Raw genomic sequence first — 24,835 nt, 5'->3', positions numbered from 1 at the left:
ATCACATTAGCCGAGACGTGCCGGGCAGATGCATGTGGCTGATCGACGAGCTGTTTGACCGCGTCGCAAACATCACTGATCCCAATCAACCTGAACTTGGGCCAATGGATGCGACTTTCCTGTTCGCGATGTCCACGCTGATTCTCTCGCTGCCAATCGAGCGGTTGGAAAAACATCGTCGTAGGGAAGAGGCGGGCGAGCAGGGCTATATGGATGACCGGCCACTCGATCCAGTGACAGCCAAGGAAGTGGATGCCGTTTTAGGACCTGATGGCACGCGCTTCGACAAGTCACCGGTTTATATCTCCGGCGCATGGCAATTTGCTTCAATCGAGTATGTCGCAGGGCAAAACTTGGCGGTCGAGTTCCCTGATGAACTAGCGGGCGCGCTTTCCAATCCTGCTGCCAGTGCCGCAGCCAATGCGATCAGCGCTCGCCAGTGGATTAACTGCCTTCGCAATGCCCTCGCGCATGGCGGTATCGTTTATCTCGACGAGGATGGCCAGCAAGCCAAAGGCGGCGTCACACGGATGATGGGTTTCGTCAGTGCCATTTACCCCAACGGAAACATGAGGAAGCCTCCAGAGCGATTGATCGCCTTGAGAACAACGCCGAGCCATTTCCGCAGGACGCTGCAGAAATGGGTGTGCTGGGTTCAACACATCGGCCTATCGGAGCGGCTGGCGGCTTAATGCCGCGACTCACTGCAAAAGGCAGGCGGCCACTCGAAAGTCTAAGCCCCTGCGCTTGAGCAGGTCTTGAGCTAAACGGCGTTGTGGCCCGCCTGATGCCTATCTGATGCCTGAAACGAAAAAGACGGGCCGAAGCCCGTCTCGTTTCTCAGCTAAGTTACTGATTTTGTGGTGCCGCTTACGTGACTCGAACACGTGACCCCATCATTACGAATGATGTGCTCTACCAACTGAGCTAAAGCGGCCCATTGCCCTGGGCAGGGGCGCCGATTAGCGGCGGGCGCGCAGGAATGCAATGGGTTTTGCGCGCGGAAATGTGCCTTGTCGTGGATATCTTTGCCATCGCGCCTGCCGGGAGGCGTTCCGGGCATGGCCGAAGCCATGTCCCGGCGCGCCATGGAGAAAGGCCGGATGGGCAACATCAATGTCTTCGCGAACACGGGCCCCTGAGCGGAAACCGAATCGGGCAGCAAGGATACGCCACGCCATCAGAGCTGCCGCGCCTCGCCCATGCCTTTTTTGACGAAACGCAGCCCTCCTTGACCGATCGCAATGCAAGACCTGCCGGACAGGCCATGGTGGTGTCAGCCCCGGGCCTCTCCCGCCGCCTTGCTGCGGCAGGTCGTGGTCCTCGGGCACATGCGAAGAACGCATATTCGGACAAGCAAGCAAGGAGCCCCGCCATGACCCACGTACCTTTCGAACTGGACACGATCTTTGCTGGGGACAAGAGCCTGCTTGCCGACCTCAAGGTGCAGGACACCCACTTCGCCCGGCTGATCGAGACCTATCACACGGTCAATCGCGCCATTCATCGCATCGAGACCAATGTTGAGGCCGCCTCGGACGCGCACCTCGAAGACCTCAAGAAGCAGCGTCTGGCCATGCTCGACGAAGCGGCCCAGATCCTCGCCCGCGCGCGTCAGGAATCCTGCACAGCCTGAACGATACTCCGGCAAATTCCGGGAGCGCCGGAATTTGCCGGGAAGTCGCGGAAAAACGAAGCTGTGGAGAACCTTCTTCTTCCCGTCAAAAAGCAGGTTGACGTTTTGGCGCACGCGGCCTAGTTGGCCGCCCTACCGAGCGTCGCCAAACACGACGCAGACCGGGGCGGAGTAGCTCAGCAGGTTAGAGCAGCGGAATCATAATCCGCGTGTCGGGGGTTCGAGTCCCTCCTCCGCTACCATTGTTTTTCCTAGATAATTTTCCGATTTTGATGGACACCAACCCTGCGGTTGGGCGTTTAGTTGGGAAAAACCACCCTTCCCTCCAGCTTTCGGATGGCCGCTTCACCCAGCGCCGGATCGCGATGCATGTAATGCGCATCGAGGATCGTCCCGACTTTCTTCAGGCTGTGACCGGTGATCGCCGCGATCTCTGGAACCGTAGCCCCTGCCAGCGCCAGACGCGTTACGGCGGTGCCGCGCAGGTCGTGGAACGTCACCCCGCTGACACCTGACCGGATGCAGGCCTTGCGCCACGAAGCGCGAAAACCCGATTCCGTCCACGCCGTCCCGCGCTCGGTTGCCAGAATGGTCGGCGAAAGCGGCATGCCGGCCTGCGTAGCGCGCGCCTTTGCCGCGTCCAGCGCGGCCTTGAGCGGCGCGCCAACCGGCACGACCACCGCGACGCTCGTCTTGCGCTGGCGCAGGCGGATGGCCGCGCCCGCGTCTTCGAGAGGCTCGAGCATGGTCACAGACCCATCCACCGCGCGCACTGGGCGACGAGGCACAGCACCGCCAGAATGCCCGCGAGGGCGAGCAACGAGCGCAGGACGAAAAACTCCGTCCGGCGGGCAAGTTCCGCCTGCTCGGCGGCATACATCGCCGCAAGATCGACCAGAACCACCAGCCCTCCGGACCCGGGTCAGGCGGAAAACTCTAGACCCGAGCGGCCCAAGGTTGGGTAGCAGTGCAGAGGCAAACTACTATGCAGCCAGAGAGACCCTCGATATGGTTGCATGACTCAATTGAAAATGCCTCCGGGAAAGCCGGTGCGGTTCATTTCGACGATTAAGCGCTCTTCCGGACACGACCGCTGTTGCGGGGATTGGCCAAGCGTGTCAAAAAATCCAAATGATCAGAAATCATTTGATGATTTTCGCGTGTGTGCTGGCGATGAGCCCTGCTTTTGCCCAGGCCAGTACGGAGGAAGATGGTGTGGCAGTGTTCTTCAACCTGTGCGGTGGCACCGTCGCCGCAGTTGAAACGCCATTTGACCCTTCCGCATTCAAATTTACAAAGCTTGGACCTGATGTCCTCAAGAAAATTCGCCCCACCGAGGAAGGTCCGTTTTGGGATGTCCAATCATCGCGCTCCGATCTGCGAGGTCTTGCCCATATATGGACCAATGGCAACTGCACATTCGAACTAGTTAAGGCCAATGAACGCGCTACGCGCGAGGCATATGACCATCAGTTGGCTAATTTCGCCTTGGAGATCGGCGGGATAGTTGAGCGCAGGCCGGATAAAGTGACTTTGATGGAAGGCCTACCAATGACTTCCACCGAATGGTTCGTCACCGCGCCAGACAAAGCCTTTCTCCTGGGCCTAACGACATATCCCAAAATGAGGTTCATGACCCAACACATGATGCTTATGCGCAAAGTCCGCTAACCACCCAAATTGGCTCGTCTCCCCCTACCCCGCCGTTTCCATCTTCAACTCGGTGATGAATCCGCCCGCGTTGTCGAGGCGGTGGGTTACTTCGGTGATCAGCCATGGGGTGGTGTCGATTTCGGGCTTGAAGCCGGTGAGGGTGACGCGGGCTTCGGGGATGGCGTCGGGGCGGCCCAGGGCGAGGCGCATGTCGAGGGTGGCGGGGGCGCGTTTGAGGCGGGTGTGTTCGGCGGTGGCGGCGCGGCGGGCGCTGGCTTCGTCGGGGTAGGTCTTGCGCAGGGTTTTTGCGCCTTCGGCCTTGCCCATGGTGACGGCGCGGTGGCGGGCGGCCTTGCGGTCGTGCCAGTGGGCGGTGACACCGGCCTGCCCGTCGCGCGTCTGGCGCTGCCATGAATGGCCATCGCCGCTGCGGCGGGTGAGCGCGAGGGTTGGCAGGGGCTGGCCCGTGCTGGTGGTGCCCGCGCCCTTGCGCGCGAAGATCAGGGTGCCGGTCTTGATGGTGGCGACAGCGTCGTTCTCGCGGCCGAGGCGGCGCAGGAAGGCGGTGTCGCTCTCGCGGCTCTGGTGGAGCGCGGGCAAGGCGATGGCGGCCAGATCGGGCGCGATGCGCAAGGACAGGGCATTGCGCCCGGCGATGTCCTGCAAGACGGTGCCCAGCGTGGTGTTCGCCCAGCTCTGTTCGCGGCGGTTGCGGATCGCGCTGGTAAAATCGGCGGCCCGCGCGCGGATGCGGATCTGGTCGGGCGGGCCGCTGTGGTTCACCTCGTCGACCTTGAAGCTGCCCTTGTGGACGAGGCCGGGGGCCACGTCGCGCCCCTGTTTCCACCCCAGCATGACCAGCAGGCGCGCGCCCTCGGGCGGGATCGCCAGCAGGCCATCGGCATCGTCGAGCACGATGTCGAGCTGGTCGGCCTCGTCCCCGCGCTTTTCCGAGATGGCCAGCGAGACCAGGCGCGGGCGATCCTCCCAGCGGGTGAGCGCGACAGCGGTGGCGGCATAGAGGCGCAGGATATTGGCGGGCGTCATGGGCTGGTCGATCTGCTCGGGCACCAGCGAACCATAGTCACGGCGCCCAAGGCAAAGGCCCGATGACCACGCCCCCGCTCTCCACCATGTAGGTCGCCCCGCCCGGATCAACAGCTGCCACCACGCCAAGGCGCAGGACATCGCCGGTAAGGTGTTCAGGATCGGAAGTGGCCGCCAGGGCCAGACCATGGCGCGGGATCGCTCAGCTTACGCGGGGGTGTATCGGGTTGGCTGGCAGGCCAAGTGCCTCATTAGCATGCCCCTGCCCCGGATAAGGGCAACCGAGTTTCCGAACGGGCCAATATGAACTGCTAAGCCGCGCAATTCTGGAAAAGGAAAAGAACGATGTTGCAGTTGGCCCGCGATCTCTGAACTGCTAAGCCTTCGCGAGCGCAGTGTCATCGCTCGAACAGGTTGCAGTTGGCCCGCGATCTCTGAACTGCTAAGCCCCAGCGGCAAAGGCCTGCCCAGCCTTGCGGGTTGCAGTTGGCCCGCGATCTCTGAACTGCTAAGCCCAGAACAGCTCCAGCAGCAGTTCGAGGAGGGTTGCAGTTGGCCCGCGATCTCTGAACTGCTAAGCCAATGGGCATCCAATACCACGACGTTTTGCAGTTGCAGTTGGCCCGCGATCTCTGAACTGCTAAGCCTCTGTTCGCAGAAACCGGCGGCAAGCTGCGGTTGCAGTTGGCCCGCGATCTCTGAACTGCTAAGCCTCTGTTCGCAGAAACCGGCGGCAAGCTGCGGTTGCAGTTGGCCCGCGATCTCTGAACTGCTAAGCCCCATGAAAGACCGTAGTCGATCATGTACATGTTGCAGTTGGCCCGCGATCTCTGAACTGCTAAGCCGGCTGGCGAGCTGGTCAACGGCTTGGCTCTGTTGCAGTTGGCCCGCGATCTCTGAACTGCTAAGCCCCCGTCCGCGTCGAGGAGGTGGCCGGATGTGTTGCAGTTGGCCCGCGATCTCTGAACTGCTAAGCCCTGCGGTCAGCGTGGTGAGCGCCTGCGTATGTTGCAGTTAGCCCGCGATCTCTGAACTGCTAAGCCTGGCACAAGTTCCTAAACCCTCCCTTCGTAGTTGCAGTTGGCCCGCGATCTCTGAACTGCTAAGCCACCAAGAGAGGCCATAGCAGAGCGCGGGGCGTTGCAGTTGGCCCGCGATCTCTGAACTGCTAAGCCCGTCGAGCCGTTCGCCTTGAGCCAGCCGGAGTTGCAGTTGGCCCGCGATCTCTGAACTGCTAAGCCCGCGGGCTTCATCAACAAGACCCAGACGCCGTTGCAGTTGGCCCGCGATCTCTGAACTGCTAAGCCCATCGGGATGCCGACCGGCTCCCTGACGCTGTTGCAGTTGGCCCGCGATCTCTGAACTGCTAAGCCTTGAGATGTGGCTGGCATCCGCTCGCATTAGTTGCAGTTGGCCCGCGATCTCTGAACTGCTAAGCCAAACGACACTGCATCGCCGGTCACGTATCGGTTGCAGTTGGCCCGCGATCTCTGAACTGCTAAGCCACCTATGCTCCATGGCAGATCGGACCGTTTGTTGCAGTTGGCCCGCGATCTCTGAACTGCTAAGCCATCCCAAACGCGATAGGCCATCGTGGATCGGTTGCAGTTGGCCCGCGATCTCTGAACTGCTAAGCCTAGAGGCGCCGCCTGCCTCACCTTAGACAAGTTGCAGTTGGCCCGCGATCTCTGAACTGCTAAGCCGATTCGTATCGACGAACAACTCCCCGAGACGTTGCAGTTGGCCCGCGATCTCTGAACTGCTAAGCCGGTGGTCGTCACGCTGCCCGTCGTGGTCGGGTTGCAGTTGGCCCGCGATCTCTGAACTGCTAAGCCGCGGGCGCGCTTCTGATCATCTTCTTCGCGGTTGCAGTTGGCCCGCGATCTCTGAACTGCTAAGCCATTTCCGATTCCGATCGGATCGCTTGGTAGTTGCAGTTGGCCCGCGATCTCTGAACTGCTAAGCCCTGGCGCTGGTGGGCCCCTCGAGCGCGGTTGTTGCAGTTGGCCCGCGATCTCTGAACTGCTAAGCCTTGCTGGCCAGCGCGGTATCGGTGAAGGTGAGTTGCAGTTGGCCCGCGATCTCTGAACTGCTAAGCCCTTCTGGGCCACTTCCGCCGATTCACTGCGTTGCAGTTGGCCCGCGATCTCTGAACTGCTAAGCCGACCTCACCAAACACGCTGAGGCGATCTTGGTTGCAGTTGGCCCGCGATCTCTGAACTGCTAAGCCAAGCATCTACAACGACCAGATGGCGCAGGTGTTGCAGTTGGCCCGCGATCTCTGAACTGCTAAGCCCTCGCCGAACGCTGATCAGTGACCGCGAGCGTTGCAGTTGGCCCGCGATCTCTGAACTGCTAAGCCCCCGGCTTCACTGTCAGGGCCTCCACTAGCGTTGCAGTTGGCCCGCGATCTCTGAACTGCTAAGCCGTGTTCCCGTCCTTGATGGTATCCCCTGAGTTGCAGTTGGCCCGCGATCTCTGAACTGCTAAGCCTACCGTGGGTTTCAACCTCACCTGCCCGGAGTTGCAGTTGGCCCGCGATCTCTGAACTGCTAAGCCAGGATGCAGATTCGATCACCTTCCTACTCCGTTGCAGTTGGCCCGCGATCTCTGAACTGCTAAGCCGTACGGCAGGTGGCAGCGTTTGCGAACGTGGTTGCAGTTGGCCCGCGATCTCTGAACTGCTAAGCCTCGAGCGCAAGGGAATGCCCCTTGCTGAAAGTTGCAGTTGGCCCGCGATCTCTGAACTGCTAAGCCAACGAACCACTCTTGCGGCTTGTAGAACGTGTTGCAGTTGGCCCGCGATCTCTGAACTGCTAAGCCAGCGGCGGCATCCGCCTGGATGGTTTCCTCGTTGCAGTTGGCCCGCGATCTCTGAACTGCTAAGCCCAGCAACGGCGATGGCATCGGCGACATTCCGTTGCAGTTGGCCCGCGATCTCTGAACTGCTAAGCCGCCGTCGCCGCGCATGATATTGGTGATCGGTTGCAGTTGGCCCGCGATCTCTGAACTGCTAAGCCTACTCCTACGGGCACGCCAGACGGCACGGTGTTGCAGTTGGCCCGCGATCTCTGAACTGCTAAGCCCAATAACAACGAATGCAATGCGGCCATCACGTTGCAGTTGGCCCGCGATCTCTGAACTGCTAAGCCCCCACAAGCAAAAACCCCGACCATAAAGGCGTTGCAGTTGGCCCGCGATCTCTGAACTGCTAAGCCTCGCCGGGTTCCGGCTATCGGTGATCCCTTGTTGCAGTTGGCCCGCGATCTCTGAACTGCTAAGCCACGCAAGCGCAAATTGTCACAGCCTGTGCGGTTGCAGTTGGCCCGCGATCTCTGAACTGCTAAGCCCAATGGCGCGCCCGCTGACGGCAGCTTGAGGTTGCAGTTGGCCCGCGATCTCTGAACTGCTAAGCCCATGGCGCCACGAGGCCAGCGACCGCTTCGGTTGCAGTTGGCCCGCGATCTCTGAACTGCTAAGCCCTACTTCGGGCGGGGTAACGTGGCACTCTGGTTGCAGTTGGCCCGCGATCTCTGAACTGCTAAGCCGCTGGTCCGGCGGCTGCAACACCTGCGCAAGTTGCAGTTGGCCCGCGATCTCTGAACTGCTAAGCCCCTCGGCCGCAACGCCTACGAGATCGAGCGGTTGCAGTTGGCCCGCGATCTCTGAACTGCTAAGCCCTGCGTCTACAGCTACATGTGCTGGGCGCGGTTGCAGTTGGCCCGCGATCTCTGAACTGCTAAGCCGGATGGCGCATCAAGCACTTGATATGAAAGTGAAGAATGCGCCATCCGGCCTGACTTTTACGGCAGACAAAGTCAGAACAGGGCAAGTTGGTCGGGATTTTTGCGCGGCTTCTGGCGGCGCTGGCTGGAAAAGCGGACGATGCCCTCATACTGCCGGTCGGTGAAGGTAAGGACATGAATGTCGCCTTTTTCCGGCAGATTGCGCTCGATGCGGGCAAGATGCGAATCGAAGCTGTCCTTGCCGTTGCAAAAGCGGGCATAGACCGAGAACTGGCTCATTTCAAAACCCTGGTCGAGCAGGAACTGGCGAAACCGGGTTGCTTCGCGCATTTCCTTTTTCGTGCCCACGGGCAAGTCGAACATCACAAAGATCCACATCAGCCGGTATCCGCTCAGATAAGGGGTTTTGGCCATGGTCAGTCCTCACCTTCAATCCGCGCCCACTGCCACCAGCGCCGCCCATTCGAGCGGCGTGGGCGGAGCGAACAGGCGCAAGGCCGGGCGCCCGGTTTCAAACGCACGGGCCAACGATTGCGCCAGGCGCACGGCGGCCAGCGAGACGGGTGAGGCTTCGCCCTCGAAATCCAGATCGAACGCGATCAGGCGGGCAAAGCGGCGCTTGATTGGCGGGGTGAGTTCCGCAACGCCATCGGCAACCAGCGTTACCACCAGGGCATCGACCAGCGGACGGAACGGTTCGATCAGATCGTCGGCCAGAGCCAAAGGGTTGCCGCGATTGGCATGGGCAATGCCGATGGTGGGATGCAGGCCTGCGGCCACTACCGCCCGCGCCACGCTGGCCCGCAGCACGGCATAGCCATAGTTGAGCAGAGCATTGGCGCCGGGGCTGTCGCGGTCTCGCCGGAAATCGGCGCCCATCAGCAGCGGCCAATAGCGACGCGCGGCTTGCGCCTCCAGATTGTCGCTGTCGCCCGATTTCACGCGACGGGCCATCAGCGGAAAGGCTTCTGCACCGGCCACCTCGCGCCAGGCCAGCACCGCGCCCTGCATGCCGATCTTGGCCGAAACCAGTTGCCGCCACAACTGCTTGGTCAAGGGAGCCGAGGCGCCCCATTGCGCGCGAAATCGTGCGTTCTGCGCATGATGGCCGACCAGCGGCAGTGTTATGGCGACGGGGGCGTGATTGGCCCCGCAATGCACCACGGGTGCGCCGCGTTCGGCCAGCGCGGCGATCAGGTTGGCACTCCAGGTGGTGCCATGGGCATGGAGCAGCACGGCATGGACATCATCGAGCGCGATCCGCCCCACTTCCTCGCGATCCTGACTGACGACCAGAAAACCGCGATGCAGCGACAAGTGGCGGCCATCGGTGGCGATATCGACGATGCGGTCCATACCCCTTCCCTCCTCACTCGCGCGGGCCGGGGTCGAACACCCGGCCCAGCGGATCGATGCGGATCTGGCGGGCTTTCAGCCGTTTGAGGCCGGTGGCCGACGAATTGATATATTTGAACGGATCAACGGCATCGGCATCGCGCGCCTTGAGCGGGCCAGCTTCTTCATCTTCGGCCAAAACGATCATCCCGTTGATGGAAAACTTCACCACCCGCACGATCTGCGCGGGAATACCATCCCGTTCGATGGCCAGCATGTCGTTCTGGCGCAGGCTCAACACCTTGCGCGCAGCCGGGTGGGGACGACGGTCGCTGCTGCCGGGCTGATGAGCGGCAAACATCGAAACGATATCCGAAACCCATTTGCCGTCGGGCAGGCGCCACACATCGAACCGCGCATTGGCATCGCCCTTGTAGGCCTTGTATGCTCGCCCCGCCTTGTCGCGAATGGCAATCACGCTCAAAGGTTCGCGTACGCGCACGCGGCGCAGGCCCCTGAACACCGGATGCGTCTGGGCCAGACGGCGCAAGGTCGCCTCGAAATCCTTGCCCGCCTTGCCGCGCGTGGCATCGGCCAGCGCCTGGCGCAGCGCGGGATCGGGAATGCGCGTGGCGCTGGCAATGTCCGCCGGTTTCAGGCTGAGCAGCGGGACGCGGTGGACCACGATCGGCGTCTTGCCATCGGGCGCCACTTCGCCGGTCAGGCCATAGGCGGTGTCGTTGTGCAGGCGCGCAGCGGTGCTGTCCTTGCCCGGCGCAGGTGGATGCTTACGGCCATGATCGGCCTTGTGGCTGACGGTGACGGCGTTGACCTTCTCGCCCAACTCCTCCCGAAAGCCTGACCAAGGCTGGCGCAAATCGGCAAACAAGCGGTCGAGGTCCTGCGCTTCAGCTCGCGCTGCGGCATCGGCAATCTGCTTGAGCAGACGGGGCGTGGTGACCGCCATCACGGCCGCATCGATGGCGTGGTGACGATGGTCCAGGCGATTTTTGGGCGCATTGGAGTGCGGGTTGCTCACATAGTTGTGATCGGGCAGCAGGCTGTTGAGGCCCCAGACCCGGCGCAGCAGCGCCGTCATCCGCCCGGTGGCGACATAGACCGCCTGGCTGCCTTCGCCCTTGTCGGGATAGAGGCTACGCAGATACTTGCCCGCCATGCGCGAGAGATATTGCGTGTCGGTCAGTTGACGGGCGATAAATCCGCCGTCCTGCTCGAACCGTGTCATGGCATCGGGGCCAAAGCGCCACTGCTTGGCGCGCGGCAGCTTGGCCACTTGCGCGGCGATCTTGTCCCACCGCTGCGCATCGTGGCCCCAGCGCTCGAACGGGGTCTTGTTGCCCTTGTCGCGGTTGCAGGCGCGATGCACCACCACCTTGTTGCCCGCGCTGTCGTCCAGCGAGCGGGAATAGGGAATGATGTGGTCGATATCCACCGCATCGGAAAACAGCGCATGGATGGCGATCGGCCCGCCTATGCCGCAATAGGGGCAGAAGCGGTCCTGCGGCTTCTCGGCCAGTTCCTCCCACAGCTTCAGCTTCGCCCGGTTGCTGCCGCTGTCGGGAATACCGGCGGTTTCCAGCATGCGCCCGCGCCGCTGCGCTTCCTCGGTATCGCGTTTGATGCGTTGCTGGTGCTTTTTCTTCTCCTCTTCCGACAGGTTCAGCTCGCGCGCCAGTTCCACCACGATCTCGTCGGGTCGACCATGGACGGCAATCACCGCGTTGATCACTTTTTCCAACTGGCGCAGGCCGATATGCACGGTGGGATTGGTAATCTTGCCCCAATAGACTTCGGGGTTGGCGGCGTCCTTGTCTGCAAAGGTGCCGGGTGGAATCTCGCGCGAGAGCAGTTCGCCATAATAGGGCAGCTTGGGCAGTTCCTCGCCCGTCCGCTCGTCGGAATGGTGCCAGCCCGCCAGTTCCACCGCACGGGAATAGGGGATCACTTCCGCTTTCAGGTGCTCCAAAATGGCGCTCGTGGCAGTTTTCCCGATGCGCCCATGGCCTTGGGGCAACGGCGCCTTGGCCACGGCCTGCGCCCTTTCTTCGCTCAGCCCGCATTCGCCGGTGAGAAAGGCCTGGAGCGCAGCCGGGTCTTCCTCGTCCTGCACGCGCTGCACGATGTCCCACTGTCGCTCTGTGGAAAGATGCAACCAATCGTCGCCGAAACGCTTCTTGTCCTTCATCACCGCGCGCACTTCGTTGCCGGTCAGCTTGGTGCGCGCGGCGCTGGCCTTGTTGAAGCTTTGCCCGGGTTGCAGTTTCAGGGCCCTGGCCAGTTGCTCGAACGTCTGCTCGCGCTTGTCCTGCAACAACAGGACGAGCCTGTCGCGCTGGTCGCGGGTGAGGGGCTGGGCCGGTTCGCCCGGCTCGGTAATGGCGAGCTGATTCACTTCCTCGTAAAGACGCCGTTCCTGAAACAGCGGGTGCGCCTTGGCCAGGCGCGCTTCATCGAGCGGCACGCCATTCTTGCCGGCGAACAGGCACAGGCCGACTTTCGGTTCCTTGAGCGGGCGCTGGAAGAACAGGATGCGCGCCAGCCTGTCACGGGCGGCGTCGGTGAGCAAGGCGGGATGGTGCGGCGCCTGCGCGGCCCAGATGGCGCCGAATTCAGCCTCGATATGCGCGCGCTGGGGGTAGAAATCATAGGCCTGCGCTTCGCCGTTTAGGCGCACGCGAGCGGCCTTGCCCTCCCCCAAACGACCCGCCAGAAATTCGCCCAGGGTACGCGCCCCTGCTTCAGCCATGGCGGCGTCGAGCGCGCGAGCGCCGGTTTCGATCAGGCCACTTTCGCTGTCTTTCTGCCCGCGCTCCGCCTTGCGGTTGGACTTGAACCCGCGCCGCTGGTTGAGGTGGAACAGCACGCGGCCGATCTCGTGCGGGAGCAAGCTCTCGTCCAGCGCACGAGCGCGCAGGGCATAGGGATCGCGCATGGCGACAAGCCGCGCCTCGTCGGCATCAACGGGCATCAGGCCCAGATCGACGAGCGTTTCGAGAAAGGCCGACCGCCGCCGCACATAGCGATCGCGCCGCCGACGCATGCCCCGCGCCAGGCGCCGGTCCACCGCCAGCGATGCGCCCGACTTGGGGTCACGCCCATCGCTGAAAATCCGGCTCCCCAGCGCGACAATGTGCGTATCGTCCTCGATCAGGCACCACCCGATCGAATTGCTGCCGATATCCAGGCCGAGTCTGTGCATGATTCCCCCAATTGGCCTTACCCAAGAAGATCATGCTCTTGATATTCTTGGCAAGCAACGGGGCGATACGGTGATTGCTTGACGGATCTGGAAGATCTGTGCATCGTTCCTGCTCAGAGATCGCGGCCAACTGTTAACAAGCAGTTCGACTGCACCAAATAAGGGCGGAGCCATGGCTCCGCCTTTTTTGGTTTTCCAAGACCCGGCCATGGCTGAAGCGAAAGTGCCATGACCGACGGCGTCTTGATTACTATTCAGCCCGGCTTTCTGGGCCGGATCAGTCACTGGTGCCCAATATGGTGGCAATCAACGACTGGTTTCGAGGCCCCTGCAACGAGCCATAAACGTCAGCAATGGCGAAGCTAACGGTTAAAATGCCTCCCGCCCTTAGGCGATGTCGAGCAGTTCGGAGAAAACGAAAGTTGCGGGTGCTCGCCCGGAGGCAGGCACCAGTTCGCGCAACAGGCCGTTGGCACGCAAGTCGCGGATGATCTTGCGGGCGGTGGGCGGCGGGATTTTGGCGGAGGCGATGAAGTCCGGGGTCTGAAATATCGGACGCTGGAATATCCAGTCGAGCGCGCGCACGGCATATTGCGAATGGGTTATCTCGACCACCCAATCGCGCCTGTCCTGATGCAAGGCCAGGATCGCCTGCGCCTTCTGGGTGTTGGCTTCGGCCTGGGCGATGATGCCACGCAGGAAGAAGGCTACCCATCCGCTCCAATCATCGTCGCGGGAAACAGCCAGCATGCGGTCATAATACTCATCTCGATTAGCTTCGAGATATTCCGAAAGGTAGAAATTGGGCCGCGAGAGCAGTCCATGGGTGTAAAGGAACAACGGGATGATCAGCCGACCGATGCGCCCGTTGCCATCGAGAAAAGGGTGAATCGCTTCAAACTCGGCGTGGACAATGGCCAATTGCACCAACCTGTCCGGCGCATCAGCATGGATGTATGCCTCCCAGCCCGCCATCGCGTTTTCAATGTGATCGGCGCCGGGCGGTACGAACCGTGCCTGCTCGATGGTGCAGCCTTCCGGGCCGATCCAGTTGGGAATGCGGCGGTATTCCCCCGGATCCTTGTTACGGCCACGCACCCCATCCATCAGCACTCGGTGTGTCGCCTTGATGAGGCGCTGTGACAGCGGAAGTTGGGCCATCAGGCCCTCCGCCTCGCGCAGAGCGGCGCGATAGTTCAAGACTTCACGCGCGTCCGCCTTCCTGGGAGTGCTTTCGTCGAACAGATGCCCCTGTGCTTCGAATTCCAACACCTCGCCCAGCGTGACCTGCGTGCCTTCAATCTTGCTCGAAAGCACAGCTTCGCGGGCCGTCAGTGGAGAAAGCAGGATGTCAGGGTTGGGAATGCCGGAGAGAACCCCCTCATACCGCGCGATGGCAGCATTGGCTGGCCGACCAGCGGGAACAGCACGCCGAGATCAAGTGTGGAAGGAGGAAAGCGCCCTTCATGATAGGCAACAGGCAATTACATCTCCGTCCAGCGGACTTCAGCAAGCGGTCAAGAGTCGCTTGCTCATTTTGATGATCGTCTATCGACAGCTACATCATTTGATGATCGCGAAACAGCATTTTGCCTACATCAAGACATTTTGATGTTCACATACGATCATCAAACGCCCCCTCACCTAATTGACCCCCGCGCGCCCGCTCCCAAGCGCGCGCGGGGCCAGGCGCTGGACGTAGAGGAAGCGCACCGCGCGTTGCAGGTCGGTCAGGCGTTCGGGAGGCTGGGCGAGCAGGCGCTCGAACTCGGCCCGGCTTGCCACGCGGAAGCGCAGCATGTCGATCAGGTAGGGATAGTGTTCGGCAAGGCAGCGGAACAGGGTGACGACGTCGCCGGAAATGTCGTTGATCGCCTCTGCCCTGGGGCGCCGCGCACGGCGCAGGAAGATGCCGCCCATGCCCACGAAGGGCTCGGCATAGCTGGTGTGGGGCGTGGCCTCGATGATGGCACAGATGCGGCGGGAAAGATTGCGTTTTCCACCGATGTAGCCGGCCGGGGGAGAAACGGGGCGAACGAGAACAAAAGGGGTATACATGGAGGGTATCCTGCACGATGTCCCTTCCGCGCCTGAGACGCGGAAGGGTGCTCGAAGGGACAGGCGCGCTGCCCGGAGAGTGCGAGTGCAGGCTCGCTGGTTTCGAGATGCGGGAACATCCGAGCCCCCCTTCCGTAAAGGGGGAACAGGGCGGCGTGAAGGGCCGCCGCAATCTTACACAGCAGCGGGGCCTGCCGGTTCGGGTGCCGGTTCGGGTGCCGGCTCGGCGATCACGCCCAGCGCGATCTTGTGAGCGACGCCAAGGGCAACCTGCTCGACACGCGCCCTGGTCGCGGCCTTGTCACAGGCCCCGCCCTCGTCCAGCACCGCATTGACCTCGCGCGTGTGGCGGATCCTTTGGACTGGGGGCGACCGGCCAGACGATGCTGGCCGAGTCGGTGATGGTTTCGGGGAGGGTCCGCAGGGCCTGACGGTACTCGGCCCAGGCTGAAGGTATGTGGCAGGCCCCTCGGCTCACTCTGCCACCATTCGCGGATCGCCACCTCGACATCGAGCAGCCGCGCGGCGACCTGTTCGAGCGCCTTTTCCAGCGGCGTTGAGCCGGGAGGCAGGATTGAAGGGACGGTCACTCCCCTACCCCGGCATAGGCGACTGACATGCCCGTGCAATAGGGGGCCTGCTGGCGCGAGATCACGATGTCCTGCGCCGGCTCGCGCAGGATGACGTTCTGCACGCCCTCGACGCTGAGCGCGGCGAAGATCGCCGAGCGGGTGACATCGCGGCCAAGGCGATGGCTGGCTTTGGTATAGGCATCGAGACTGGCCTGCGCCGCCGCCAGCACCACGCCGCCATCGGGGCCGCTGAACGTGGTGAGCGTGGCATCGACGGCATAGGGGACGATCCGGGCCGACTGGACGGTGACCCAGTCGGTCAGCGGGCGGCGCGTCTCGTCGGAGACATAGGCGGCGACGGTGTCGATCAGCTCGGCCGGGGCCGCATGGTCGGCCAGAACGCCCAGCACGAGGGCCTTGATATCGTCGGGCTGCGGGCCGGTGGCGCTGGCATCGAGCACGTTCGCATCGGCGGACAGCGTGTGGGAGATATAGGCCCCTTCCGGCCCGGCCACCGAATAGCCCTCGGGCGCGAGGACCATGCGGCGGCGGAAATCGGTGTCGTCCTCCATCACGGCGCTCGCGCCGGTGGCGGGGTTGGCCGGGGTGATGGTCAGGCGGGTGATGCCGAACAGGGCGGCGATATGGTCTAGGTCGGCCTTGACGGCATAGGCCGGCATGACCGCGCGCGCGGCATCGTTGATGCGCTGGCGCAGCATCTGGGCGTAATAGGCGAAGACCTGAAGGAGCTTGGTGGCCGGATCGCTGTCGCGGGTCTCGAAGCTCAGGCCGCTTTTGGCCATCTCGTCGCGCATCTGCGCGACAGCCCCGGCCAGGACCGTCTCGAAGTCGAGAGCCTCGATGATGTCAGGCGCAGGCAGGCGCGAGAGATCGACAGCGGTGAAGGTAGCATCGGCCATGCCCGCCATCTCGCCGCGACCACCGACCCAAGGCTATGACCCGCATTGGGATGGCAGGCTGGCCATATACCCGGACGGCCGGGGGGGGACGGGAAACCTCAGCCGGTAAGGTTTCCGTCACTTTTCCAATCCGGCAGGGTTTTTCGGACATTATGGGGATTGAAAGAGCCGCTCAATACGTGGGTAGCCAAAACTCCCAGGCGCAGCGCCGACGCCCTGTCGGCAAACATGTGTTATGAGGTGCTCCCCGGCGGGAGGGGGCAATGTTGCCGTTATTGCATCAATCGGCCATCAACTCACGCCCGTTCGATGCGTCATATTTGCGAATGTCGCCACGCATCCTATGCTGCCAGCGTTCGATGAACGCTGCTGTCTCCGCCGCTTCGAGATGCGCGGTCAGCGCGGCCTGATCACGCCATCGCTCGGCGATCAACAGACGACCGGCCTGGGGGTCTGCGACAACCGCATCATAAAAGAGATTGCCGGCGCGCTGCCGCGTGACCGCGATGAGGGCTTGAAGTTCGGCTTCGAAGCGCACCAGTTCGGACGGCTCGACGTGCATATAGCCGGTGACGATCAGCATGATGTTTTCCTCCGCAATGGCTGCGGCTTCCTCTGAGCGGGAAGCCGCAGCGTCGGCCGGTCAGGCGACGGTGAGGACGATCTTGCCCTGGATGTTGCCTTTCGCGGCGCGTTCATGCGCGCGGGCAGCCTCGGCGAGCGGAAAGGTGCTGTCCACGATCACTTTCACAGTGCCGTCGGCAAGCAGCCGTCCGGCCTGTGCCAATTGCGCGCCGTTCGAGCGCACCTGCGTGACCGACACCGTGATGCCCAGCTCCTCAGCCTCGGCATGGCTGGTGAAACCAAGCGGGTTGACGAGGAACAGCGCGCCGCCCCGCCTGATGCTGCGCAGGAAGCGGTCGATCGAGGTTCCCCCCACCGCATCGATGACCAGATCGGCGTCGCGCACCACATTCTCGGCCGCAGTTTGATTATAATCGATGAACTGATCGACGCCGAGATCGCGCATGAGAGCTTCATGCCGGCCAGAGGCGACGGCGATGACGCGCGCGCCCTGCCATTTTGCCAGCTGGACCGCGAAATGGCCGACACCGCCGCCGGCGCCATTCACCACCACCGTCTTGCCCGCCAACGGCACCGGTTGGTGGGTGAAGGACTGGAACGGGTTTGGTGCCTCATGACCCAGATCGATCAGGAATTGCCAGGCCGTCAGAAGCGACATGGGCGCGCCGGCCGCTTCCACATGGCCAATGCCAGCAGGTTTCAGCGCCAGCTCGGAGGCCGGGACGATGACATATTCGGCATAGGCGCCACTGCCGGTCATGATGGCCTCGGGAAAACGGACCATGGAATAGACTTCGTCCCCCACCGCAAAGCCGGATACACCCTCGCCCACCGCCGCGACGGCACCCGAAATGTCGGTGCCCAGGATCAAAGGGAACACCGCATCGGGGCGCCATTCGGGCGGCAGGGCACGATAGCCGTCACGCAGATAGAGATCGGGAGGATTGAGGCTGGCGGCATAGACCTTGACCAGTACCTCACCGGGCGCCGCCACCGGACGCGGGGTATCTTCGTACCGCAACACCTCGGGGCCGCCAAAAGCGTGGAGGCGTGTTGCTTTCATCATCTCGCTCATTTGGGCCTCGCAAAATTTGTTCTGAAGCGCATATGGCATTCGCAATATCGGTTGATAATCATGCCAAATGTCGCTTCACTCATGCCATGACGGAACATATAGGTCTCGAACGGCTCACCGGCCTGATTGCCTTTGCGCGTGCTGGATCACTGGGCAGCTTCACCGCCGCCGCGCGCGCGCTGTCGATCTCGCCTTCGGCGATCAGCAAAAGCGTGCAACGTCTGGAGCGCGACTTGGGTGTTCCGCTTTTTACGCGCACCACGCGTTCGCTCGCGCTGACAGCGGAAGGGCGCGACCTGCACGAACGGGCGCTGCGATTGCTCCGGGAGGCCGAGGAGATCGAACAAGTCGCCAAGGCGGCACGGGGAGAACCATCGGGCATACTCAGGATCGCCGCGTCGTTGCCGATCGGTCTTCACCTGATTGTGCCGCTTCTCCCCCGATTCAGGGCGCAGAACCCCAAGGTTACCATTGATCTGCGCCTCAGCGACCAGATCGTGGACATCATCGAGGACGGCATAGATCTGGCCGTGCGTATCGGTGACCTTGCTGACTCCCGGCTGCTGTCACGGCGGCTCGCGCCGCATCGGCTGTGCTGTTACGCCTCACCGGCATATTTGGCCTCGCGAGGAACGCCTCGGCACCCGGACGAACTGGACGGACACGATACGGTCAATCTGCGTTATCAAAGCTCGGGGCAGAGTTTCCGCTGGCCGTTCCGCATCCATGGTCGTGACGTGGAACTGGTGCCCGCATCGGGCATCATCGTCGATGCCAGCGAGGCGGTCGTCGCCACCATCGTCGCCGGCGGCGGGATAGGGATCTGCACCAGCTTCATGGTCGCTCCATGGGTCGAGCGTGGCGCACTCGTGCCCGTGCTGGCCGACTTCGCAGCCGATCGACACAATGTGAGCGCAATCTGGCCGGAGAGTCGGCGTTCCAATCCGGCCGTTCGCGCTTTTCTCAAAATGTTGATCGAGGCATCATATTAGCTCTCAGTGGAAGCGAAAAGGCATACCGGGGCAAGCCTTGGGCTTTCAGGACCTGAGACTGAGCTTTTCAAAGTCCAGGATTGGTAATTTCAACTCTGTACGACAAACAGGTCAGTCCGTCCGAAAACGCACGGGCTGATCGGGTTTCGGTCGAGCGGAGGGGCTTCACGCAGCGGCCCGCTGGTTTTTCGGCGCGGAAGGCGTGGTGACGGTCTCGATGAACCTTATCGGCATCTATACGCGAGTTATGCCGGAGACGGCTGAAGCGCGACCTTTTCAGGCCTGCACGGCGCGTAGCAGGGCCGGAATCCCGAGGATGTTGATCGCCCTGCGCAGATTGTAGGCGAGCGCCGTCAGACTGAACTCGGCGTTGACGTTGGCGAGGCCCCGCATGAGGAATGCGCCCTGGTTCATCCACTGCTTGATGGTGCCGAAGGGATGCTCGACGGTCTCGCGCCGCCGGTCAATAATGTCGGGCCGGGCATCGAGCCTTTCCGCCATGCGCTCGAGCACAGCCTCATTCTCCCACCGATCGATGCTCCGCCGCGTGCCGGACGCGCATTGCGGTTTGAGCGCGCAGTCCCGGCAGGCCCGCATATTGGCATAGCGGATCGTGACATGCCCGTTCTTCTGGGAGCGAGTATACGGATCGAGACGCTGGTCGCCGGGGCAGATGTAGCAATCCCTGTGGGTATCGTAGCGGAACTCGTCCTTGGCGAAATATCCCTCGGTAATGGCCGGACCGCGCTGTGGTCGCGCGACATAAGCCATGACGCCGAGATCCTCGCAGGCGGCGATGTCCTCTCCCTTGTAATAGCCCTTGTCCGCTACGGCGTCGATCTGCTCGACGCCCAGCACCTCGCGCGCGGCGCTGGCCGTCTGTGCCAGAAAGCCCAGATCGCTGCCCGAGTTTGTCACATATTGCTCGACGATCAGCTTGTGCCGGGCATCGACCGCGACCTGTGCGTTATAGCCCACGCCGACCTTGGGTTGGGTCGCCATGCCGCGCGCATCGGGATCGGTGAGCGACATCTGGCTTTCGCCGCTGGCGACGAGATCGGCCAGCATCGCGCTGTGCCGTTCGCGCCGTTCCCGCATCCGCGCGATCTTTGCCGTTAGCACCGCTGCGCGGCGGGCGGCACCTTCCGCCTCGGCTTCGGCGTGATCGGCACGGTCAAGGCGCGCCAGGTATTCCCCCACCCGCTCATCGGCCTGCTTGATCCACCCGGCCAGCTTCTGGCGGGTGAAGTTGCGCTTGCGGCTGTTCACTGCCTTGAGTCGCGTGCCGTCCACCGCCACCAGTTCCCGCCCGAACAGGTCAAGGCGGCGGCACAGCAGCACGAAGGACCGGAACAGCGGCTTGAATGATGCCCTGTTGGCGCGACGGAAATCCGCGATCGTGCGGAAATCAGGACGCAAGCCACCCAGCAGCCAGATCACCTCCAGGTTCCGCGCTGTCTCTGCTGCCAGGCACCGGCTCGACCGCACCCGGTTGAGATAGCCGTAGAGATATAGCTTCAGCAGATCGGCGGGATCATAGCCGGGCCGCCCTGTGGCCTTTGGCCTGGAACGGCCGAAGCCCAACTCGCCAAGATCAAGATCGTCGACAAACGCCGCGATGAAACGCACCGGGTTGTCCGCCGCCACATAGTCATCGACCGACGCCGGAAGCAGCAGCATCTGATCGCGCGAATGTCCTTCGATGTAGCCCATGCCCGATCATATCGGACCCCCAACCAAGTGGGAATCCTTCATCGAGTTCTCGGACAGTCTGAGGTGTTTTCGGGCACTTTCACAAGCCGCCACCAAAGCCGATGAGCAGTCAATCACCGGAGATCAAGCGCCGGCCAGTTGCCCATAGAGCAGGTCGAGCAGGTGTTCGCGGTCAGAGGGTGTTGTGCCGAGGAGTTCGCGGCGGGGGTATTCGATGGCTCTGGTGCGCAGGGAGGGTTTGTCGTGCAGGCCGTTCTGGTGGATGCTGGCGATCTGGGAGACTTTGCCCGAGAAGCCCACCCAGAAGCCCTGGTCGTCGGCCTGGGCCTTGAGGTAGCGGGCGCTGGCGAGTTTGCGGAACATGGCCTTGCGGCGCAGGCTTCCCCGGCGGCGCAGGCGGCCACTGGTGCGGTTGCGGTATTCGGGCGGGACCGGGAGCCATTGAACCACTTTGGCGAACTCGAAGGTGCGGATGCCGCCGGCCTCGATGTCGAAGCCGGTCATCGCGCGGCCCCTGCCCCATGTGAAGCTTTTCATGATCACCCGGCGCGGCGGGCCGCTGCCGCCGGCGGGATAGAGGAAGCAGGCGGCGCCCCGGCCCGTTACCGGCTGCGCCTTTTGCTTGCGCGGCGCGAAGGCGCTGCCGTCGGGCTGGTGCTGGGCGGCGATGCGCTGGCGCTGGCTGGCGGCGAGGTCACGGGCCATCTTGCGCAGGAGCTTGCGGCGCTGGCCCGCAGACAAGTTGCGCAGCAGGGCGCCGGCCAGACGCTCGATTTCGGCCAGATCGTCGCCGGTCATGCTTCCGGCGATCCGAGCGTGGGGGACTGCACGAGCTTGTCGGCATTGCCGAAGCCTTGCAGGAACGTGGCCGTGCCCTGCGTGAACATCGGCGGGAGCGTCGGTTCGGGCGGGTGCTCGATGTCGAAGCCCGAACCGTCCGCGCGGGGGAGGACGAGGACCGGTTCGGTCAGCTCGATCGACAGCTGGAGATCATAGGTGTCGCTGTCGAGCAGTTCGGCCTCGAACTGGAAGGGCGTGTTGTCTGCGGTCTGGAGCAACTGGGGCTGCTCCTTCTCGATCCATGCGAGCGTCGCCACCATGACCGTGTCGGGATTCCCTGAGAAGTCGGTGATGAGCGCCTTGACCGTGTAGGCATAGGCGAAGGACAGCGTGGCCGACCGCCGCGCGCTGATCCGGCCGCCTTCGAGATAGACCTGAAGGCGGTCGGCCTCCTTGCGCAAGTCGGGCAGGAAGGCGGTGAGCCAGCGGCGCAGGCTATCGGCTTTGCGCATGGGCGGGTTCCTGTGTCAGGCGCAGTTCGACTTGCAGCTCAACAAGAGTTGCGCGGATCTGGCCGGCGATGTCGTAGAGCGCGGTGAGGCTGGCGGCCAGCGCGCTGGCGAGGGCGAGAGTTGGGACGCCGGGCATCAGGCCCAGCCCCCCTCACCCAGCGCCGCCGCGATTGTGTCGGCATGGGTGGCGATATCCTCGGCCCGGTCGGTGCCGTTGATGATCCTGCGGGCCTTCACGAACTGGGCGTGGGTGCCCGTGCCGGTGATGCAGTCGGCCAGGGCGAGCCCGGTGAAGGCCCCCTGCTCCATGCCCTTGACCAGAATCGCGACGGCCAGAGCGCGGCGGCGGTGAGCAGGGCGTTGACGGGCGCGGGGGTCGGTTCAACGGGTGGCACCACCCCGTCGCTGCCATTGTCCGCCTTTAACAGCGCGGTGAAGGCGGCCAGAAAGCCGGACTTCGTGGCCTCGGCCAGCGCCGGTCCATCGAGCGCGGCGTCAAGCTCCACCACGGTCTCGCAGACCGACGAGAACAGGTTGCCCCGCTGACGAGTTTGCGAACCTCTACATGTGCGAGTTCGTCGACGACAGCCTGTCCGCGTTCAAGTTCAACGACCTGATCGCCTGCGGTTGCGAAAGCCTGGTCGAGTGGACCGACTTCAACCCCGAAGTCGCGCGGCCCCGCTGCGCGAGGGCGGTCCTCGCCCGCTACACCTGCACCTATCTCGACATCGTCTCGGCCTTCGTCTCGATCAAGAAGACTCTGACCACCAGCGGCCGCAACGTGACCTTCAAGGCCGGGCGCGGCGGCAACGACGGCCATGCCGACCTCGCTTGGGCAACCATGCACATCCTCATGAACGAACCGCTCGACGGCAAGGAAAAGCCCAGGGGCACGATGGAGATTATCGAATGAGCAAGCGCAAGCCGGCACGACCACCGCGACGCGCATCTTGCGCTGGCGCGGTGGTCGGCACGGACGCCTCAGGGCTCGGTGACGGGCAGGATTATCGCGCTGGCTTGCGAGCCGCCGAACCACACGCTTTGCGTGGCCTTGCGATAGTCGGCAGGCTTGGCGGTCATGATGTTGGGCACGAAAGTCTGCGGGTTGCGGTCGTAGAGCGGGAACAGGCTCGACTGCACCTCGACCTTGATCCTGTGGCCGGGCAGGAAGACGTGGTTCACGTTGGGCAGCGCCCAGCGGTAGTGGGTCACCTGTCCCGGCTTGAGCGCCTCGGGCCGGGCAAAGCTCTTGGCATAGCGGCCCCGGAAGATCTCGATCCCGATCGGCAGTTCATAGCCCGCCATCGACGGGCGACCGCCCTGATCGGCAGGTTCGGGCACGTCGTTGGGGTAGACGTCGATCAGCTTGACCACCCAGTCGCTGTCGGTGCCGGTGGTGGCCGCATAGAGATCGACCTCGGGCGCGCCCATGATGTGGACGGGCTTGTCCAGCGTGGCGGTCTGCCATTCGGCCATGTCAGGGCGCCCGGAGACGAAGCGCTGGTCATGGACCAGCCAGGGCTTCCATTGCGCGGCATTGCCCATGTCGATCGGACGCGGAATGAACGGCACGGGGTGGGCCGGATCGCTGACATAGTCGGTGTGCCCGGCGCCGGACGGTCGGGCGAAACCGGCGGTACCATCGGCATCGAGATAGAGCGGGGTGGCCCCGCCCATCGGCCAGCGCGGGCTTTCCTGCCACTGGTTGATGCCGGTCGCATACGTCACCACGGGCGGGGTATGCGGATCGGGTGCGCCCTTGAGCCAATGGTCGAAGAACGGCTTGAGATAGCGCGTGCGCCATTCGCGCGCGGTATCGCCGGTGAAATCGAGCGCGCCAAGGCTCGACCCGCCATGGTTGGCGCCCGAATGGCGCCACGGACCGATCACCAGCGTGACCATGTCGTTCGCCTTGTCCTTGGGTTCGAGCGCGCGATAGACCGCCGGGGCGCCATAGCTGTCTTCCTGGTCCCACTGGCCGACCTCCAGCATCGTGGGAACGCTCAGCGGACGGACGGCAAGCCACTTGTCGACCGCCTGAAGCGACCAGAAATCGGTATAGGCCGGGTTCTCGACGAACTTGCGCACGCCGGGCACTTTGCTGATCCCGAGGCTTTCGGCAAAATCGGCCATGGAGCCCGCCTTGAGCCAGCGGGTATAATCATCGCCCTTGCCCAGTGCGAATTCGCCGCCGCCATCGCCCTTGTTGGTCGCCTGCCCCACCGCATAATCGAGCGAGCTGACGCGGAACGCACCGTTGTGGAACCAGTCGTCGCCCATCCAGCCATCGACCATCGGGCTTTCGGGCACCGCCGCCTTGAGCGCGGGGTGCGGGTTGATTTCGGCCATCAGCGTCGTGAAGCCGAGATAGGACGAACCGATGATCCCCACCTTGCCGTTGCTTTCGGGCACGTTCTTCACGAGCCAGTCGATGGTGTCGTAGGCGTCGGTCGATTCATCGATGCCGGTATCGTTGAGGGGGCCTGCCAGCGGGCGGTTCATGATGTAGGTGCCCTGCGAGCGGTGCATCCCGCGAATGTCCTGATAGACGCGGATATAGCCATCCTGCGCAAATTCGGCGTCCATCGTTTCGAGGATGTCGACGATGCGCTGGCTGGCGACGCGGTGGGTGGCCTCGTGCGCGTCGTAGGGCGTGCGCGAGAGCAGGATCGGGCCGCCTTGCGTGCCCTTCTTCATCACGATCACGGTGTAGAGCTTTGTCCCGTCGCGCATCGGCACCATGGCCTCGCGGCGGATGAAATCGGCCGAGGGCAGGACCTGCTCGTAATGGTCGACAATATCGGGGGTCATCGGGGTGACGCGTTCAGCCGGACTGGCCGGGGCCGCGAGGGCGGGCGCGGCGCAGGCCAGCGAGAGCATCGAGACACCGGCGAAAGACAGCAGGGAGCGCAAGGGGGACATAGGCGAAGGACAACTTTCGAGCAGCGGCGCAAGCGGCCCGTCCGGTTGCGCCCGCAACCACTGTAGCCA

23 protein-coding genes, 2 tRNA genes, 1 pseudogene and 1 CRISPR repeat array are annotated in these 24,835 nt (G+C 63.1%); of the genes and pseudogenes, 6 read left to right on the top strand and 20 right to left on the bottom strand.

What is annotated here, in order from left to right; translation table 11 throughout:
* The first annotated feature begins 32 nt into the window (after positions 1 to 32).
* A complete protein-coding gene (locus tag SBI20_RS16060; RefSeq protein WP_317975958.1) occupies positions 33 to 692 on the top strand; it encodes a hypothetical protein in 660 nt (219 codons plus the stop codon).
* Positions 693 to 861: 169 nt separating this feature from the next.
* Here SBI20_RS16060 and SBI20_RS16055 read toward each other — a convergent pair.
* Positions 862 to 937, bottom strand: a tRNA-Thr gene (locus tag SBI20_RS16055).
* A gap of 438 nt (positions 938 to 1,375) precedes the next feature.
* Between SBI20_RS16055 and SBI20_RS16050 the strand changes: the two genes are divergently transcribed.
* Both SBI20_RS16050 and SBI20_RS16045 read left to right on the top strand, forming a co-directional pair.
* Entirely contained in the window at positions 1,376 to 1,636 is a 261-nt protein-coding gene (locus SBI20_RS16050) for a YdcH family protein (RefSeq protein ID WP_317975957.1), read from the top strand.
* Positions 1,637 to 1,801: 165 nt separating this feature from the next.
* Positions 1,802 to 1,878: transfer RNA gene (locus SBI20_RS16045), tRNA-Met, on the top strand.
* 57 nt (positions 1,879 to 1,935) lie between these two features.
* Here SBI20_RS16045 and SBI20_RS16040 read toward each other — a convergent pair.
* Positions 1,936 to 2,382, bottom strand: a complete 447-nt coding sequence (locus SBI20_RS16040; protein ID WP_317975956.1) for a tyrosine-type recombinase/integrase — start codon at positions 2,380 to 2,382, stop codon at positions 1,936 to 1,938.
* A 2-nt stretch (positions 2,383 to 2,384) separates the two neighbouring features.
* A complete protein-coding gene (locus SBI20_RS16035) occupies positions 2,385 to 2,540 on the bottom strand; it encodes a hypothetical protein (protein ID WP_317975955.1) in 156 nt (51 codons plus the stop codon).
* A 227-nt stretch (positions 2,541 to 2,767) separates the two neighbouring features.
* Here SBI20_RS16035 and SBI20_RS16030 point away from each other — a divergent pair, with 227 nt between their 5' ends.
* Entirely contained in the window at positions 2,768 to 3,307 is a 540-nt protein-coding gene (locus SBI20_RS16030) for an NMCC_0638 family (lipo)protein (protein WP_317975954.1), read from the top strand.
* 24 nt (positions 3,308 to 3,331) lie between these two features.
* On the opposite strand, the gene SBI20_RS16025 is transcribed toward SBI20_RS16030, so the two are convergent.
* From SBI20_RS16025 to SBI20_RS15975, 11 genes and pseudogenes are all read right to left on the bottom strand, one after another.
* On the bottom strand, positions 3,332 to 4,360 hold the full coding sequence (locus tag SBI20_RS16025; RefSeq protein WP_317975953.1) for a contractile injection system protein, VgrG/Pvc8 family: 1,029 nt from the start codon (positions 4,358 to 4,360) through the stop codon (positions 3,332 to 3,334).
* 323 nt (positions 4,361 to 4,683) lie between these two features.
* Positions 4,684 to 8,082: direct repeats of the CRISPR family, unit length 36 nt; unit sequence GTTGCAGTTGGCCCGCGATCTCTGAACTGCTAAGCC.
* A 72-nt stretch (positions 8,083 to 8,154) separates the two neighbouring features.
* Positions 8,155 to 8,496: a CRISPR-associated endonuclease Cas2 gene (gene cas2, locus SBI20_RS16020; RefSeq protein ID WP_317975952.1), complete on the bottom strand. Its 342-nt coding sequence runs from the start codon at positions 8,494 to 8,496 to the stop codon at positions 8,155 to 8,157.
* A gap of 15 nt (positions 8,497 to 8,511) precedes the next feature.
* On the bottom strand, positions 8,512 to 9,438 hold the full coding sequence (cas1, locus tag SBI20_RS16015; RefSeq protein ID WP_317975951.1) for a type II CRISPR-associated endonuclease Cas1: 927 nt from the start codon (positions 9,436 to 9,438) through the stop codon (positions 8,512 to 8,514).
* A 13-nt stretch (positions 9,439 to 9,451) separates the two neighbouring features.
* On the bottom strand, positions 9,452 to 12,637 hold the full coding sequence (gene cas9, locus SBI20_RS16010; protein ID WP_317975950.1) for a type II CRISPR RNA-guided endonuclease Cas9: 3,186 nt from the start codon (positions 12,635 to 12,637) through the stop codon (positions 9,452 to 9,454).
* Positions 12,638 to 13,024: 387 nt separating this feature from the next.
* Entirely contained in the window at positions 13,025 to 13,987 is a 963-nt protein-coding gene (locus SBI20_RS16005) for a Fic family protein (RefSeq protein ID WP_317976164.1), read from the bottom strand.
* 333 nt (positions 13,988 to 14,320) lie between these two features.
* Positions 14,321 to 14,695: pseudogene (locus SBI20_RS16000) on the bottom strand (DNA adenine methylase); the annotation flags it as partial.
* Between the two features lie 174 nt (positions 14,696 to 14,869).
* Positions 14,870 to 15,022 carry a hypothetical protein gene (locus tag SBI20_RS15995; RefSeq protein WP_317975949.1) on the bottom strand — a complete coding sequence of 51 codons (153 nt, stop codon included), beginning with the start codon at positions 15,020 to 15,022 and terminating at the stop codon, positions 14,870 to 14,872.
* Positions 14,997 to 15,206: a phage tail assembly chaperone gene (locus SBI20_RS15990; protein ID WP_317975948.1), complete on the bottom strand. Its 210-nt coding sequence runs from the start codon at positions 15,204 to 15,206 to the stop codon at positions 14,997 to 14,999. Before SBI20_RS15990 ends, SBI20_RS15995 begins: the two co-directional genes overlap by 26 nt.
* A 75-nt stretch (positions 15,207 to 15,281) precedes the next feature.
* Positions 15,282 to 16,187, bottom strand: coding sequence for a baseplate assembly protein (locus tag SBI20_RS15985; protein ID WP_317975947.1), 906 nt, complete (start codon positions 16,185 to 16,187; stop codon positions 15,282 to 15,284).
* A 280-nt stretch (positions 16,188 to 16,467) separates the two neighbouring features.
* The gene (locus SBI20_RS15980; RefSeq protein WP_317975946.1) at positions 16,468 to 16,770 is read right to left on the bottom strand and encodes a putative quinol monooxygenase; all 303 of its coding nucleotides are present in this window, start codon (positions 16,768 to 16,770) and stop codon (positions 16,468 to 16,470) included.
* A gap of 60 nt (positions 16,771 to 16,830) precedes the next feature.
* Positions 16,831 to 17,847, bottom strand: coding sequence for an NADP-dependent oxidoreductase (locus tag SBI20_RS15975; protein ID WP_317975945.1), 1,017 nt, complete (start codon positions 17,845 to 17,847; stop codon positions 16,831 to 16,833).
* Between the two features lie 86 nt (positions 17,848 to 17,933).
* Here SBI20_RS15975 and SBI20_RS15970 point away from each other — a divergent pair, with 86 nt between their 5' ends.
* Entirely contained in the window at positions 17,934 to 18,839 is a 906-nt protein-coding gene (locus SBI20_RS15970) for a LysR family transcriptional regulator (protein ID WP_317975944.1), read from the top strand.
* Between the two features lie 276 nt (positions 18,840 to 19,115).
* On the opposite strand, the gene SBI20_RS15965 is transcribed toward SBI20_RS15970, so the two are convergent.
* The 5 genes from SBI20_RS15965 to SBI20_RS15945 form a co-directional block, all read right to left on the bottom strand.
* Positions 19,116 to 20,552 (bottom strand): IS1182 family transposase, encoded by a 1,437-nt coding sequence (locus tag SBI20_RS15965; protein WP_317975943.1) that lies wholly within the window; start codon positions 20,550 to 20,552, stop codon positions 19,116 to 19,118.
* 123 nt (positions 20,553 to 20,675) lie between these two features.
* Entirely contained in the window at positions 20,676 to 21,350 is a 675-nt protein-coding gene (locus tag SBI20_RS15960) for a phage virion morphogenesis protein (RefSeq protein WP_317975942.1), read from the bottom strand.
* Entirely contained in the window at positions 21,347 to 21,844 is a 498-nt protein-coding gene (locus SBI20_RS15955; protein WP_317975941.1) for a phage tail protein, read from the bottom strand. Before SBI20_RS15955 ends, SBI20_RS15960 begins: the two co-directional genes overlap by 4 nt.
* The gene (locus SBI20_RS15950; RefSeq protein ID WP_317975940.1) at positions 21,828 to 21,980 is read right to left on the bottom strand and encodes a hypothetical protein; all 153 of its coding nucleotides are present in this window, start codon (positions 21,978 to 21,980) and stop codon (positions 21,828 to 21,830) included. The genes SBI20_RS15955 and SBI20_RS15950 overlap by 17 nt, the downstream gene beginning before the upstream one ends.
* Positions 21,980 to 22,153, bottom strand: coding sequence for a hypothetical protein (locus SBI20_RS15945; protein ID WP_317975939.1), 174 nt, complete (start codon positions 22,151 to 22,153; stop codon positions 21,980 to 21,982). The genes SBI20_RS15950 and SBI20_RS15945 overlap by 1 nt, the downstream gene beginning before the upstream one ends.
* 256 nt (positions 22,154 to 22,409) lie before the next feature.
* Between SBI20_RS15945 and SBI20_RS15940 the strand changes: the two genes are divergently transcribed.
* The gene (locus SBI20_RS15940; protein ID WP_317975938.1) at positions 22,410 to 22,757 is read left to right on the top strand and encodes a hypothetical protein; all 348 of its coding nucleotides are present in this window, start codon (positions 22,410 to 22,412) and stop codon (positions 22,755 to 22,757) included.
* Between the two features lie 68 nt (positions 22,758 to 22,825).
* Here the strand turns inward: SBI20_RS15940 and SBI20_RS15935 are convergent, their stop codons facing one another.
* Positions 22,826 to 24,766 carry a CocE/NonD family hydrolase gene (locus SBI20_RS15935; RefSeq protein WP_411911534.1) on the bottom strand — a complete coding sequence of 647 codons (1,941 nt, stop codon included), beginning with the start codon at positions 24,764 to 24,766 and terminating at the stop codon, positions 22,826 to 22,828.
* Positions 24,767 to 24,835: the final 69 nt, after the last annotated feature.

The organism is Novosphingobium sp. IK01 (assembly GCF_033242265.1).
GTDB classification, from domain to species: domain Bacteria; phylum Pseudomonadota; class Alphaproteobacteria; order Sphingomonadales; family Sphingomonadaceae; genus Novosphingobium; species Novosphingobium pituita.
The sequence above is the reverse complement of the archived record's forward strand: the minus strand, read 5'-3'. Positions and strand labels throughout refer to the sequence as shown.

What these genes read in the sequence shown, in the direction of transcription:
- SBI20_RS16060 (WP_317975958.1), top strand. Translation starts at nt 33, where the DNA reads ATGTGGCTGATCGACGAGCTGTTTGACCGCGTCGCAAACATCACTGAT.
- SBI20_RS16050 (WP_317975957.1), top strand. Translation starts at nt 1,376, where the DNA reads ATGACCCACGTACCTTTCGAACTGGACACGATCTTTGCTGGGGACAAG.
- SBI20_RS16040 (WP_317975956.1), bottom strand. Translation starts at nt 2,382, where the DNA reads ATGCTCGAGCCTCTCGAAGACGCGGGCGCGGCCATCCGCCTGCGCCAG.
- SBI20_RS16030 (WP_317975954.1), top strand. Translation starts at nt 2,768, where the DNA reads ATGATCAGAAATCATTTGATGATTTTCGCGTGTGTGCTGGCGATGAGC.
- cas2 (WP_317975952.1), bottom strand. Translation starts at nt 8,496, where the DNA reads ATGGCCAAAACCCCTTATCTGAGCGGATACCGGCTGATGTGGATCTTT.
- cas1 (WP_317975951.1), bottom strand. Translation starts at nt 9,438, where the DNA reads ATGGACCGCATCGTCGATATCGCCACCGATGGCCGCCACTTGTCGCTG.
- cas9 (WP_317975950.1), bottom strand. Translation starts at nt 12,637, where the DNA reads ATGCACAGACTCGGCCTGGATATCGGCAGCAATTCGATCGGGTGGTGC.
- SBI20_RS15990 (WP_317975948.1), bottom strand. Translation starts at nt 15,206, where the DNA reads ATGTCGAGGTGGCGATCCGCGAATGGTGGCAGAGTGAGCCGAGGGGCC.
- SBI20_RS15985 (WP_317975947.1), bottom strand. Translation starts at nt 16,187, where the DNA reads ATGGCCGATGCTACCTTCACCGCTGTCGATCTCTCGCGCCTGCCTGCG.
- SBI20_RS15980 (WP_317975946.1), bottom strand. Translation starts at nt 16,770, where the DNA reads ATGCTGATCGTCACCGGCTATATGCACGTCGAGCCGTCCGAACTGGTG.
- SBI20_RS15975 (WP_317975945.1), bottom strand. Translation starts at nt 17,847, where the DNA reads ATGAGCGAGATGATGAAAGCAACACGCCTCCACGCTTTTGGCGGCCCC.
- SBI20_RS15970 (WP_317975944.1), top strand. Translation starts at nt 17,934, where the DNA reads ATGACGGAACATATAGGTCTCGAACGGCTCACCGGCCTGATTGCCTTT.
- SBI20_RS15965 (WP_317975943.1), bottom strand. Translation starts at nt 20,552, where the DNA reads ATGGGCTACATCGAAGGACATTCGCGCGATCAGATGCTGCTGCTTCCG.
- SBI20_RS15960 (WP_317975942.1), bottom strand. Translation starts at nt 21,350, where the DNA reads ATGACCGGCGACGATCTGGCCGAAATCGAGCGTCTGGCCGGCGCCCTG.
- SBI20_RS15955 (WP_317975941.1), bottom strand. Translation starts at nt 21,844, where the DNA reads ATGCGCAAAGCCGATAGCCTGCGCCGCTGGCTCACCGCCTTCCTGCCC.
- SBI20_RS15950 (WP_317975940.1), bottom strand. Translation starts at nt 21,980, where the DNA reads ATGCCCGGCGTCCCAACTCTCGCCCTCGCCAGCGCGCTGGCCGCCAGC.
- SBI20_RS15945 (WP_317975939.1), bottom strand. Translation starts at nt 22,153, where the DNA reads ATGGAGCAGGGGGCCTTCACCGGGCTCGCCCTGGCCGACTGCATCACC.
- SBI20_RS15940 (WP_317975938.1), top strand. Translation starts at nt 22,410, where the DNA reads ATGTGCGAGTTCGTCGACGACAGCCTGTCCGCGTTCAAGTTCAACGAC.
- SBI20_RS15935 (WP_411911534.1), bottom strand. Translation starts at nt 24,766, where the DNA reads ATGTCCCCCTTGCGCTCCCTGCTGTCTTTCGCCGGTGTCTCGATGCTC.